We start from the raw sequence: 12,398 nt of genomic DNA, 5'->3' as shown, positions 1-12,398 counted from the left end.
TGAGCGCCTTTCGTTTTATAGTTCCACCATATGGGCAAATGGCAGATGTGTATCAATTTTTCCATTGATGCGTTTGGCGTAAAGCCTTTCGCCTTGCAGCCATTTCTCAAAATCCAGCATGAGCGGCAGGCGGTCCGGCCCGATGGCGAATCCGACTTCCAGGCTCTGCTGGAAATAAGAAGCGGTATGGAGTGTACCGGAAGCCGTGCTGTATTTTTTCGAGAAGACCCCTTTATCCGAGTCATTCAAGAGCCGAAAAGCACTATAGGCATCAATTTGATTTTGCTGCTGCGACAGCATCATCTGTTCTCTTCTGCGCGAGTCATCTGTCTGGTAGCGGTTTTCCTCCACCAGCAATTCAAAATGATTGGTGGAAACAGCAGATTCACGAACCACCACAGAACGCGGGGAGGCTTCGACCACCACTGATTTTCCGGTGCGGTCCAACAGCACATAACTGAAAGAGCGGCGATGCGGCAGTTCTTTCAGCAACTCCACTGCGTCGTCGATCGTGGCACAATTCTCTAAAATCAAACGGCCGATCATATTGCAGATAAAGCCGTCTTCCGAATTTCGGCGATTAATGAAATTATAGCCCATCACTAAACCTTTTTCGTTCATGCCATCGGTCCTGCCCGTGATCTGCATGGTCGGTCCGATGGTCGCAAATCCGCCGTCAGTCGGCTGGTATAAGGCAAATCGCCCTTCATAGCCTTCAGGTGAACTGTCGTAGTTGCGGACCATGAAATCGGATTCGGTATAAATAGAGCAGCCGCTCCGCGTGTATTCCAAATAATAGCCGCCGAACTCGCGGATGGCGTCATGCATTGGCCAATCCAAGGCTTCGGCCAAGCCGTTGATTTCTTCCCAAACTCTCGGTGCTAATGTCAGCAATATATTTTTGGCGCGTTGTTCGTCTATGATCAAATGGCGGCTGGAAGCCTTTCGCTGCTTTTTACGATTGGGGAGAATCAATGATTCCTTCAGCAATTCTCCCTGCATCCGGCCAAAATCGTAATGGCTTCCCCGAAACTGGACAATGTCGCTATGCACTCGTTTCACGTGTCAATCCCTCTTTTATTCATCAATGTAAGAAGAGTTTACTGCATCCGTGGATGAATGAAAAAGAATATGCTTATAGTTGAAGTTTGTAGAAGTTTTAGGATAAAAAGACATGCAGATAGGCGTCGCTCCGGGCGCTTTTTGAAGCTAGCCGGTACTCGTGGATTAAGTTAGGGGGAGGGGGAGCATGGCAAATAGAAAAAAATTCCGTGAAAATAAAACGAAAAAATAAAAGCATGTATCAATAAATCAATAGAACAGCAAAAAGACCGGCCTTCTCTAAGTCGAGAGGCCGGTCTTTCAATCCGTAAAGTTAAACCACATAAAACTCAGCATCTCCACCGTTGATGGCGGTGAACATATTGGAGGCAGCGGTCAGCAGCTGCAAAGCCGTATCCCTGTCCATGGATGGGCGCAGATAAAAGATATGTAATGCGTTTTTTGTCTGTTGGGTTACTGCTGTCCGTTTAGAATCAACGTAGGGGCTGCCGAACGCGCCTTCAGCATCTTTGGATACCAGAATGCCAGTCAGTGTGTTGACGCGGTTATTCAGGCCTTCGTAGCGGTCTGCGCTGGTGCCAACCGTGATTTCAACATCGCCTTCCAGTTTGTCGGCATCATAGAGGCCGAGCGGGATTTCGTATTGCAGCGACAAGAAGCTGTTCATGTCTACAGCTGAATCGACTGTCGACAAGTAATTCTGCTTTTTGACGCGCCGGTACAGCGCTTCCGCAGACGGGCGATAACGGCTGGGATCGGCCCCCAATGCTTTCCAGATCAATTGCCATTCAAGCAGACCAGGAAAATCCGTCAGGTCTTTTTCTTCCAAATCAAAGTACAGCTGCTCCTGAAAAAGCTGGAGACGGCCTTTTAACATTTGAGGTGAATCGGAAACGGTGATATTGTTATAATGAATGACGCCAATTTTAAAATCGTTTAGAATTTCATTTATTTGAGGATCGATTGTCAGTTTCATTGCAATCTTCCTTTCGCCTAGGGGTTTTTATTATCGTATCATAGAATTGAGTGAGGGGTTACGACATGAATCTTGACCAGTTTCAAAAAGAGCTTGTTGCGTATGCCTCGGAAATCGGAATTGATAAAATCGGCTTTGCTTCTGCAGAACCTTTTTATAACTTAAAGCATCAATTGATTCGCCAGCAGCAACTGAACTACCAGTCCGGTTTTGAGGAATCGGACCTGGAAAAACGCACGCGGCCGGAGCTATTGCTGAATGAAGCCGTCAGCATCATCGCCATTGCCATCGCCTACCCGTCACGGATGGCGGATGCACCGCAGGGGGTCAAAGGCGCGCGCCGTGGAATCTTCTCCCGTTCGTCCTGGGGCAAGGATTACCATGCGGCGCTCAGGGAGCGGCTGACGCTGCTTGAAGCATTTATTGCTGCACATTACCCAGAAGCGCGGATGCGGTCGATGGTCGATACAGGAGAGCTGTCTGACCGGGCAGTGGCCGAACGCGCCGGCATCGGCTGGAGCGCAAAGAACACCAATATCATCACCCCGGAATTCGGTTCGTATGTCTATCTCGGCGAAATGATCACCAATATCCCGTTCGGTTTTGATGAACCGATGGAAGATCAATGCGGCGACTGCCGTTTGTGCATCGATACCTGTCCGACAGGTGCCATTGTCGAAGGCGGGCAGTTGAATGCCCAGCGCTGTATTTCGTTTTTGACGCAGACCAAAGGGTTTCTGCCCGATGAGTTCCGTGGCAAGATCGGAAACCGGTTATATGGCTGCGACACTTGCCAGACGGTTTGTCCGAAGAACAAGCGCAAAGCCAATAGGATCCATGCAGAGTTCGAACCGGATCCGGAAATCGCCAAGCCGCTGTTGGAGCCGTTGCTGACCATATCTAACCGGGAATTTAAAGAAAAGTTTGGATATGTGTCCGGTTCGTGGCGGGGCAAAAAGCCGATACAGCGAAACGCCATTTTGGCGCTGGCCCATTTCAAAGACACATCCGCGGTTCCTGCATTGATCAATTTACTGGAAAATGACGAGCGGCCGGTGATCCGTGGCACTGCGGCATGGGCAATTGGTAAAATTGGAACGCTTGAAGGCCTGGAGGCGTTGAAACAGGCCGAGGAGAAAGAAAAAGAGTTAGAAGTTCAAGAGGAAATTCAAAAAGGATTGGCATTTTTTGCTGAAGGATTGAAAGGATAAGTGACTGTTTTGGCTATTCATATTGTGTTGTACCAACCGCTGATTCCGGCAAATACAGGAAATATCGCGCGTTCATGCGCAGGGACGGGAGTAAAACTGCATCTCATACGCCCGCTCGGATTCTCGACAGACGATAAGATGCTGAAACGTGCCGGACTGGATTACTGGGAGCATGTAGATATTCATTATTACGACGATCTGCAGGAGCTTTTTGACCGTTATCAAGACGGGGAGTTCTACTATATTACGAAGTTCGGGGCGCAGCCGCATACATCATTTGACTTTTCGGAGAGAGAAAAGGAGCATTTCTTCGTTTTCGGACAGGAAACGAAAGGGTTGCCGAAGGAATTGATCGAACAGAATCCGGATCATTGCCTGCGGATTCCGATGAATGATAATATCCGTTCGCTCAATTTGTCGAACACAGCAGCGATACTGATGTATGAAGCCCTGCGCCAGCAGGGTTATCCTGGCTTGGAATAGAAAAAAGGACAGCGGATTCCGCTGTCCTTTTGTACTATTCTCTTTCGTTTGTTCCAGGCTTGTCATCGTATCCAGCAGTGAAAATAGCTACTAGGAACGAAACACAAACACCTAAAATAAGGATTAAGTTCATAAATAATGACCTCCTTGAAATGTGCATCTTTGTTTAGTATAGCTTACAATCGGGAAAAATGAAATATGTACATCAGCTGAAATGTGGATAATCTCTGACGGTCTGAAAAGGATAGATCCAGAAAGGAAAATGAAACCTTTTCGGTGTTCATCCGTATAGTATTAGATAAGAAAGTTAAAGAAGGGATGATAACGAATGAAAATGAAAATTTCTGTCGCTTTGCTTTGGATTACAGGTCTGGCCGAAGCGTTTCTTGCGATTCCGTTAATTGGTGGGGGTTTTGTCATTAGCACCGGTTATACGGCTTTAGGTGTTATGTTCGTACTTCATGCGATAACATTGTTCTTCTGTTTCCGTGAGTATTCACCAAAATCAGGATCGATTCTTGGAATCATCACAAGTCTGATTGCCTGGATTCCGGGTATTGGTTGGGTGTTCCATTTGATTACAGCAGCCGTCTTGTTGATTACAGCAGCAATGTCAGGTGCTAGAGCGCGAATCTAAACAAAAAAACCGCCAATTGGCGGTTTTTTTGTTGCAGCTGATTAATGGGGCGCAATCAGCAATTGAATGGCAAACAATACAGCGAATACGTAAAGGATCGGATGGACCGATTTGCCTTTGCCTTTAAAGATTTTCATCAAGGGATAAGAGATGAATCCGAAAGCGATGCCAGTTGCGATGCTGGAAGTCAGCGGCATTGCCAGGACTATCAGGAACGCCGGGAACGCTTCGTCGAATTCTTCCCACTCAATGTGTTTGACCGCACCGATCATCAAGCTTCCGACGATGATCAATGCCGGTGCCGTTATCGCTGCCACATTGGACAAAGCTCCGACCAAGGGGCCGAAAAACGCGGCGATGATGAACAGCACGGCAACCGTCAAGCTGGTCAGTCCGGTCCGTCCGCCGGCAGCAACTCCTGCTGAAGATTCAACATAAGCGGAAGTCGGGCTGGTCCCAACCATGGCGCCTGCTGTGGCTGCGATAGAGTCGGCCAGCAAAGCTTGGCGCATTCTCGGCATTTTATTGTCTTTCATCAAGCCTGCCTGTTTGGCCACGCCGATCATGGTGCCGGTCGTATCGAACAACGTCACCAACAGGAACGAAAAGACGACCCCGTAGAGTCCGAATTCAATCACCAGCTGGAGCGCTTCAACGGGGTTCCAGATCAGGATGCCTTCAGGCAATGATGGCAATTGCATCAAGCCGCCTTCGAACTTTAATTGGCCGGTGAAAAAGGCGACGACTCCGGTCACGATCATTCCGTAAAAAATTCCGCCATGGATGTTCAGGGACATGAAGATGACTGTAATCAACAACCCAAGCAGGGTCAATGCTACAGGCGGGGAAGTCAAATCTCCCAAACCGACTAGATTGGCTTCATTGGCGACAATCAAGCCGCTCAGCCGCATGCCGATAAACGCAATAAAAAGGCCGATGCCGGCGGTGATGGCATGCTTCAGGTTTTCAGGAATGGCCTGGATCAAGACTTTTCGCATCGAAGTCAATGACAATAAAACAAAAATGAGGCCGGCGACAAATACTGCCGCAAATGCGGTTACATAGTCGATGGCGCCGTTTGATCCCAGCACCATGGAAGTGAAATAAGCATTCAACCCCATGCCCGGCGCAATGGCGATTGGATAGTTGGCGGCCAACGCCATCCAAAGCGTACCGATGGCAGCAGCGATGATCGTTGCCAAAAATACTTGGTCAAATGGAACGCCTGCAGCACCCAAAATGACGGGATTGACGATGACAATATAGGCCATTGTCAGGAAAGTCGTCATCCCTGCAGTAATTTCGGTCTTTATAGTGGTATTGTTTTCTTTTAAATGAAACATAAGGGGCTCCTCCCAAAACACGAACGATTTTAAATGACAACCTATATATTATTCGTTTTATTGGCAGAGTGCAAGAGTCTTTCGGGAAATCCTTAAAGTCGAATTTATTGCACATTATTTGTACAATGAAAAAGAAAGGATGATGAAAATGAAATTAGCAATCGACTCAACAAAAACTTTACATAATGCAGTAGAAATGCCGCGCTTTGGTTTAGGCGTATATAAAATGACTGATAAAGAGGCGGCAGTGGAAGCCATGATCACCGCAATTGGTGAAGGCTATAGAGCGATTGACACGGCCACGATTTATGACAATGAAGCGGAAGTGGGCGAAGCGGTGCGGAATTCCGGCGTCAAGCGGGAAGAGCTGTTCATCACTTCGAAAGTGTGGAATACAGACCAGGGCTATGATGAAACACTGCGCGCATTTGAAGCTTCTTTAAAGCGTCTTGGCTTTGATTATTTGGACCTTTATTTGACGCATTGGGCGATTGAAGGGAAGTACGTGGATACATACCGCGCCATCCAGCGCCTCTATGATGAAAAGCTGGTCCGTTCGATCGGCGTTTCCAATCACCAGCAGCACCATCTGGAAAAGATCCTGGCAACCGCCAACACCAAACCGATGGTCAATCAAATTGAATTGCATCCCCAGTTGACGCAGGAACCACTGCGGAGCTATTGTGCTGATCACGACATTGCGGTAACTTCCTGGTCTCCACTGGCGCGTGGGCGTCTGTTGGAAGATCCGGTGCTATCGGAAATCGCCAAAATGCATGGCAAGTCGATTGCACAAGTCATCATCCGCTGGCATTTGCAAAGTGATCTGATTGTCATCCCGAAATCAGTGACGCCGTCGCGCATCAAAGAAAATGCGCAGGTATTTGATTTTTCTTTATCGCAAGAAGAGATGAACGGGATTGACGGGCTGAATCAGGATTGGCGCAGCGGAACACATCCAGACGAAATTAAAGCATAAGAAAAAGCAAGTTCCCCGAAAAGGAACTTGCTTTTTTTATCTTGCTGAATCTTCGACAACGACTTTTTCATTGGTGAATGGGTGGATAAACGACATGCGGAAAGCATGCAGGTGATAGGCGCCGTCCTGTGTCGGCGGTCCGTCGTACAGGGTATCTCCAACGATCGGATGGCCGATATGGGAAAGGTGGGTACGGATTTGGTGCGTGCGTCCTGTTTCAAGCGTCAGGTGAAGCAAAGATTTGCCTTCCATTTGCTTCAACACGCGGTAATGCGTCACGGCGCTTTGGCCCGTTTGGGAAACCATGCGGCGAGTCGGGTGATGGCGGTCACGGCCGATCGGGAACTCGATGGTGCCGGATTTATTATGGACTTTGCCTTTGACGACAGCTTCGTAATCACGAACCAACTGTTTTTGTTCCAGCATGCGGTCCAGCACGTTTTTAGCGACAGGATGTTTCGCAACCATCAACAGGCCGGAAGTTCCCTGGTCCAAGCGGTGGACATGCTCGCCGTACGATCCGCCGTTGCGGATGATGTGGCCAAGGATGGCATTGATGAAAGTATCGGTTTGTCCGACTTCATTGGGATGCGTAGCCATGCCTTTCGGTTTGCGGGCCACGATAAAGTGATCGTCTTCGAACAGGACGGGAAGCTCCACATCGTGTTTCGGCTCATAAGGAGAGTCGGCAGGCGGCAAGTCGAACTGCAGGATCGTGCCTGCTGGCAATGGCTCTTTCCAGATTACTTCCTGGAATTTTTCATTTTTGACGCTTTTGGCCATACGCATTTGATGGACCACTTTCTTGCCAAGGCCCCATTCGGTTCTCAGCAATTCTTCGACGGTCATGCTGTCATCTTTGATTTCATAACTCCAAGTCATCTGGTTTCCTCCATAAAAAAGGATCATGCGCAAGGCACATGATCCTTTTGTCAGTTATTTTTTAACTACATCGTTGAAAAATTGTTCAATATTCTCTTTCGGCTGTGCGCCGACCCAACGTGAAACTTCTTCGCCATTTTCGTAATGGATCAGTGTTGGTGTAGCTTCGATCAAGTATTGCTGCCAGCCCTGTTCATACTCTAACAGATTATACTGCAAAACGTCTATATCCATGTCTTCAGCAACCGGCATTAAAACAGGTGTGGTCTGTTGGCAATACTGGCAAGTCGGGCTGTAGAAATAAACCGTAGTCGGATCGCCGCTGGCAATCTGTTCGTCCAATTCCGCTGGCAGGACAATGTTCTGGTAGTTTTCATCGTCCAACTGGTCGATTGTTGCCTGTTCCAAATCTTCTGTATCATACGGGTTGTCCGCCAATTTGTCATCGTTTGCCTGATTCGTCAAAAAAACGATTCCCGCAAAAATGACAATGACAATTCCCGCAATGATCAATAATTTCTTCATTTTTATTTTTCCTCCTTAAGGGACTTCCATAAATAAATGCTCATTCCGGCGATCAGGATAAATGCAGTCAACGCCAAAAATGGAATGGTGATGAATCCGAGAAGATTGATATATTCCCCTGTACATGGGACCTGTCCGCAGGATGGCGCCGAGTCTGCCAAAAAATCGAGCTTCTGCAAGCCATAATGGTAAAGGGAAATCCCTCCGCCAACGATAGCGAAAATCAGCGTGGTCGCTGCGATTCGAACATTCTTCTGTACATAGGCGACTCCAATGACGATAACCAGTGGATACATAAAAATGCGTTGGATCCAGCACAGTTCGCATGGGGCATAGCCGCGAATTTCAGAAAAATAAAGCGAACCTGACGTGGCAATAAGAGCCACCACCCACATGGAAAGCAAAACATTTTCCTGGCGTTTCGTCATTTGGTGTTCCCTCTTTTCAAAAAATACTTCCATAGAATTATAAATGTTATCGTGGTACAAGTAAAATAATATCAACCTGCGCTATATTCCTATATAATAAAGTTTGAAACTTTTGTGAAGGAGAGCTGTACTGTGGCAGAACAATTCGATTTATCCCATTTTGAAAAAAGCATGATCATTCGTGAAATGAATTATGCAGATATAGATGCCATTCTTGAAATGCAGCGTTTATGCTTTCCTGGAATGGATCCTTGGAAAGAAGAACAATTAAGAAGCCATTTGGGAGTTTTCCCTCAAGGCCAGATGATCGCTGAATTGGACGGCACAGTGATTGGCTCCTGTTCGAGTTTGTTGATTAACTTTGATGAATACGACGACCGCCATACTTGGGATGATGTAACCGATGCCGGGTACATCACCAACCATAATCCCGACGGCTATAATATGTATGGCATTGAAGTCATGGTGCACCCGGAATACCGCCGGATGAAAGTTGGACAGCGTTTATATGAAGCCCGCAAAGAACTTGCGCGCGAATTAAACTTGAAGTCCATCATCATTGGCGGGCGCATTCCGAACTACCACAAGCACGCGGATGAAATGTCGCCGCGGGAATATGTGGATTCTGTATCCCGCCATAAAATCTATGACCCCGTTTTAACATTCCAGTTGATGAACGGCTTCCAATTGATGCGCATCAACCCGAATTACCTGCAGGATGATTTGGCATCAGGCAAATACGCCACTCTGATGGAATGGAATAATGTCGATTACAAGCCGATATCCAAGCGCCATTTCAAAACCAGTTTGCCGGTCCGGATTTGTGTCGTGCAGTATTTGATGCGCGCCATCAAATCATTCGACGATTTGGCCAATCAGGTTGAATATTTTGTGGACGTCGCTTCAGATGCCCATTCGGATTTTGTGGTATTCCCTGAAATCTTCACGACGCAGCTGATGTCATTCCTAAACGAGCCATCGCCGAGCCAGGCAGTGCGCAAATTGACCGAATATACGCCTCAGTATATCGAGTTGTTTACAGACCTTGCTGTCCGTTACAACGTCAATATCATCGGAGGATCGCATTTCGTCAAAGAAGAAGACGATGAAATCTACAACATTGCGTACTTGTTCCGCCGTGACGGGTCCATCGATAAGCAGTATAAAATCCACATCACACCAAATGAACGCAAATGGTGGGGGATTTCTGCAGGAGATTCCGTCCGCGTCTTTGATACCGACTGCGGTAAAATCGCCATCCAGATCTGTTATGATATCGAGTTTCCTGAACTGGCGCGAATCGCGACAGATATGGGCGCGAATATCATCTTCACTCCATTCTGTACGGAAGATCGCCAAGGCTATCTGCGTGTCCGTTATTGTGCACAGGCCCGCGCAGTGGAAAATCAAATTTATACCGTCATTTCCGGAACTGTCGGCAACTTGCCGCAAACCGAAAATATGGATATCCAATACGCTCAATCGGGTATTTTTGCTCCATCCGATTTCGAATTTGCACGCGACGGAATTGTCGGCGAAACCAATCCCAACTTGGAAATGGTGCTGATTGGAGACGTCGATTTGGAAATCCTTCGTCGTCAGCGCCAAAATGGGACAGTCAAGCAATTAAAAGACCGCCGCCACGATGTTTACCGAGTAGAATACAAAAAAGACTAACCATAGCCGCTCCCAAAAATGGGAGCGGCTTTTTTTTTGATTATTTGCTAAACTAGAGGCTAACCTTAAGAATTTAGTTAGATAAGGCGCTTCAGATTCAATCTTCGCAGGAATGCGCAGTTGGTTTGTAGAATAGCTACAGGTGAGGGTTATTAGTTCAATTTATATCACTAGGGATGGAGGAATATATATGTCATGGAAAGAACGCATCAAACGGTGGATGGACCACGAAGCAATTGATGAAGAAACACGGCAGTCACTGACTGTCCTTATGGAAGATGAAAAATCAGCGGAAGATGCTTTTTATCAGGACTTGGTTTTTGGCACCGGAGGAATGCGCGGTGAAATTGGACCCGGCACAAACCGGATGAACGTTTATACCGTACGGAAAGCTTCCCAAGGAATCGCCGATTACATAAAGCAGAACGGGGAGTTGGCGATGGCACGCGGAATGGTCATTGCCTATGACAGCCGCCGCATGTCTCCTGAATTTGCGGAAGAAGCGGCACGGACATTTGCAGCGAATGGAATCCACACGTATTTATACAGCAGTACACGGACGACACCCCAGTTATCGTTCAGCGTGCGCTATTTGAATGCATTTATGGGCATTGTCATCACTGCGAGCCACAATCCGCCGGAATACAACGGCTATAAGGTCTACTCGGAAGACGGGGCCCAATTAAACCTGGAAGACGCTGACCGTGTCATCGACTATGTCAGCCGCGTCGAAGATGAACTGGCCATCGTCAATGATAAATTTGATGAATCGTTGCTGGTCCGGATCGATGAAAAATTGGATGAAGCTTACCTGTCTAACGTGCTGACTGTGCAAGAACATGCAGCAAGACCGATTTCAGCGGTCTTTACGCCGCTTCATGGAGCTTCCGGCGCAACAGTCAAACGGCTGCTGGACCGTGCGGGCTATGATCAGATCACCTACGTAACAGAACAAATGGAACCTGATGGTGAATTCCCGACGGTGAGTTCTCCAAATCCGGAGGAAAGCGAAGCGTTTGAATTAGCGAAGGAATATGGCGCAAAATCCGAAGCCGATTTGCTGATTGCCATCGATCCTGATGGAGACCGCGTCGGCATCGCAGTTTGGAACGGCCGGCAATACGAATTGCTGAACGGCAATCAGACCGGAGCTATACTGATTGAATATTTGCTGAGCCAAAAACAGGAAAAAGGCACTTTGCCGACAAACGGCCGGATCTTCAAAACCATCGTTACATCAGAATTCGGCCGTGTCGTAGCTGAATCCTATGGAATTGGCTGCGAGGATGTTTTGACCGGCTTTAAGTTCATTGGTGAAAAATTACGCCATAACGATGCAAATCCTCAATTTGAGTTTTTATTCGGCTATGAAGAGAGTTATGGCTATTTGATCCGTGATTTTGCACGGGACAAAGATGCGGTGCAGGCAACTTTACTGCTTGTCGAAGCGGCATCCTTCTATAAGAAACAAGGCAAAAATTTGTTGGATATTCTGGTTGAGCTGTATAACCGGTTTGGCTGGTACCGGGAATCGCTGGTATCTGTCACCAAGAAAGGCATAGATGGCGCACGGGAAATTACCGAATTGCTGGAAGGTTTGCGGAAACGGCCGATTCAGGCGCTTGCTGGCATTCCCGTGGTATCTATTGAAGACTATGAAACCCAGAATCGTATTTTTGTCGATTTGGGCACTAACGAAAAAATCGAACTGCCACAATCAAATGTCATCAAATACTTTTTGGAAGACGGCTCATGGGTATGTGTTCGCCCAAGCGGCACTGAACCGAAAGTAAAGTATTATTTCGGAATCACAGCGGCAACCCAACAGGAAAGCGATGAAAAGCTGGAACTCCTGAAAGAGTCATTTTTGGAGGAAGTCAATAGCCGGTAATTGTTCAGCTCCCTGAAAAGGGGGCTTTTCCTTTCTGCTTTTGGCGGCTTCCGCTTTTCTCAGAGCTACACGGGCGCTTCCGCTTTTCTCGGTGTCTAGACTCCAGCACCCAGCTCTTTGGGTCATAAGCCAACCTGACTGGCCAGTTGCAAGTGCCTAACTCTTCGGGTCATAAGCCATTTCAGCTGCGTGGCAAAGTTCGCCACACTGCTAATCTGTCTTATGCCAGTCAGAGCTGACCAGGCACTTTCACTTTTTTTCCTGTGCGGCTGAAAACATGCCGCTTCGCCGGTCTGTCTTATGC

At 47.5% G+C, this 12,398-nt stretch carries 12 protein-coding genes; 6 read left to right on the top strand and 6 right to left on the bottom strand.

What is annotated here, in order from left to right; all coding sequences use genetic code 11:
• Positions 1-15: 15 nt before the first annotated feature.
• Positions 16-1,062: a C45 family autoproteolytic acyltransferase/hydolase gene (locus AC1MEO_RS07595; RefSeq protein ID WP_480335387.1), complete on the bottom strand. Its 1,047-nt coding sequence runs from the start codon at positions 1,060-1,062 to the stop codon at positions 16-18.
• Positions 1,063-1,375: 313 nt separating this feature from the next.
• Positions 1,376-2,038: a B3/B4 domain-containing protein gene (locus AC1MEO_RS07590; protein ID WP_480335386.1), complete on the bottom strand. Its 663-nt coding sequence runs from the start codon at positions 2,036-2,038 to the stop codon at positions 1,376-1,378.
• 65 nt (positions 2,039-2,103) lie between these two features.
• Here AC1MEO_RS07590 and queG point away from each other — a divergent pair, with 65 nt between their 5' ends.
• From queG to AC1MEO_RS07575, 3 genes are all read left to right on the top strand, one after another.
• Positions 2,104-3,249, top strand: a complete 1,146-nt coding sequence (gene queG / locus AC1MEO_RS07585; protein ID WP_480335384.1) for a tRNA epoxyqueuosine(34) reductase QueG — start codon at positions 2,104-2,106, stop codon at positions 3,247-3,249.
• A 9-nt stretch (positions 3,250-3,258) separates the two neighbouring features.
• Positions 3,259-3,732: a tRNA (uridine(34)/cytosine(34)/5-carboxymethylaminomethyluridine(34)-2'-O)-methyltransferase TrmL gene (trmL, locus tag AC1MEO_RS07580; RefSeq protein WP_480335383.1), complete on the top strand. Its 474-nt coding sequence runs from the start codon at positions 3,259-3,261 to the stop codon at positions 3,730-3,732.
• Between the two features lie 328 nt (positions 3,733-4,060).
• Positions 4,061-4,369 (top strand): hypothetical protein, encoded by a 309-nt coding sequence (locus AC1MEO_RS07575; protein ID WP_480335382.1) that lies wholly within the window; start codon positions 4,061-4,063, stop codon positions 4,367-4,369.
• Positions 4,370-4,410: 41 nt separating this feature from the next.
• On the opposite strand, the gene AC1MEO_RS07570 is transcribed toward AC1MEO_RS07575, so the two are convergent.
• Positions 4,411-5,712, bottom strand: coding sequence for an NCS2 family permease (locus AC1MEO_RS07570; RefSeq protein ID WP_480335381.1), 1,302 nt, complete (start codon positions 5,710-5,712; stop codon positions 4,411-4,413).
• Between the two features lie 148 nt (positions 5,713-5,860).
• Here AC1MEO_RS07570 and AC1MEO_RS07565 point away from each other — a divergent pair, with 148 nt between their 5' ends.
• Complete coding sequence (locus AC1MEO_RS07565) at positions 5,861-6,691, top strand: aldo/keto reductase (protein ID WP_480335380.1); 831 nt, start codon at positions 5,861-5,863, stop codon at positions 6,689-6,691.
• A gap of 36 nt (positions 6,692-6,727) precedes the next feature.
• Here the strand turns inward: AC1MEO_RS07565 and AC1MEO_RS07560 are convergent, their stop codons facing one another.
• Genes AC1MEO_RS07560 through AC1MEO_RS07550 form a run of 3 tightly spaced genes read right to left on the bottom strand, consistent with a single transcriptional unit; the run spans position 6,728 to position 8,526 of the window.
• Positions 6,728-7,573: an RluA family pseudouridine synthase gene (locus AC1MEO_RS07560; protein WP_480335378.1), complete on the bottom strand. Its 846-nt coding sequence runs from the start codon at positions 7,571-7,573 to the stop codon at positions 6,728-6,730.
• Positions 7,574-7,627: 54 nt separating this feature from the next.
• Complete coding sequence (locus tag AC1MEO_RS07555) at positions 7,628-8,098, bottom strand: thioredoxin family protein (protein ID WP_480335377.1); 471 nt, start codon at positions 8,096-8,098, stop codon at positions 7,628-7,630.
• Between the two features lie 2 nt (positions 8,099-8,100).
• Positions 8,101-8,526, bottom strand: a complete 426-nt coding sequence (locus tag AC1MEO_RS07550; RefSeq protein ID WP_480335376.1) for a disulfide oxidoreductase — start codon at positions 8,524-8,526, stop codon at positions 8,101-8,103.
• A gap of 132 nt (positions 8,527-8,658) precedes the next feature.
• On the opposite strand from AC1MEO_RS07550, the gene AC1MEO_RS07545 reads away from it, so the two are divergent.
• Together AC1MEO_RS07545 and AC1MEO_RS07540 are read left to right on the top strand one after the other, a co-directional pair.
• Positions 8,659-10,203, top strand: coding sequence for a GNAT family N-acetyltransferase (locus AC1MEO_RS07545; RefSeq protein ID WP_480335374.1), 1,545 nt, complete (start codon positions 8,659-8,661; stop codon positions 10,201-10,203).
• 190 nt (positions 10,204-10,393) lie between these two features.
• Positions 10,394-12,094 (top strand): phospho-sugar mutase, encoded by a 1,701-nt coding sequence (locus AC1MEO_RS07540; RefSeq protein ID WP_480335373.1) that lies wholly within the window; start codon positions 10,394-10,396, stop codon positions 12,092-12,094.
• Positions 12,095-12,398 lie beyond the last annotated feature (304 nt).

This window comes from Planococcus sp. BI3 (assembly GCF_056680115.1).
The sequence above is the reverse complement of the archived record's forward strand: the minus strand, read 5'-3'. Positions and strand labels throughout refer to the sequence as shown.

What these genes read in the sequence shown, in the direction of transcription:
- AC1MEO_RS07555 (WP_480335377.1), bottom strand. Translation starts at nt 8,098, where the DNA reads ATGAAGAAATTATTGATCATTGCGGGAATTGTCATTGTCATTTTTGCG.
- AC1MEO_RS07540 (WP_480335373.1), top strand. Translation starts at nt 10,394, where the DNA reads ATGTCATGGAAAGAACGCATCAAACGGTGGATGGACCACGAAGCAATT.
- AC1MEO_RS07590 (WP_480335386.1), bottom strand. Translation starts at nt 2,038, where the DNA reads ATGAAACTGACAATCGATCCTCAAATAAATGAAATTCTAAACGATTTT.
- AC1MEO_RS07560 (WP_480335378.1), bottom strand. Translation starts at nt 7,573, where the DNA reads ATGACTTGGAGTTATGAAATCAAAGATGACAGCATGACCGTCGAAGAA.
- AC1MEO_RS07565 (WP_480335380.1), top strand. Translation starts at nt 5,861, where the DNA reads ATGAAATTAGCAATCGACTCAACAAAAACTTTACATAATGCAGTAGAA.
- queG (WP_480335384.1), top strand. Translation starts at nt 2,104, where the DNA reads ATGAATCTTGACCAGTTTCAAAAAGAGCTTGTTGCGTATGCCTCGGAA.
- AC1MEO_RS07570 (WP_480335381.1), bottom strand. Translation starts at nt 5,712, where the DNA reads ATGTTTCATTTAAAAGAAAACAATACCACTATAAAGACCGAAATTACT.
- AC1MEO_RS07550 (WP_480335376.1), bottom strand. Translation starts at nt 8,526, where the DNA reads ATGACGAAACGCCAGGAAAATGTTTTGCTTTCCATGTGGGTGGTGGCT.
- AC1MEO_RS07575 (WP_480335382.1), top strand. Translation starts at nt 4,061, where the DNA reads ATGAAAATGAAAATTTCTGTCGCTTTGCTTTGGATTACAGGTCTGGCC.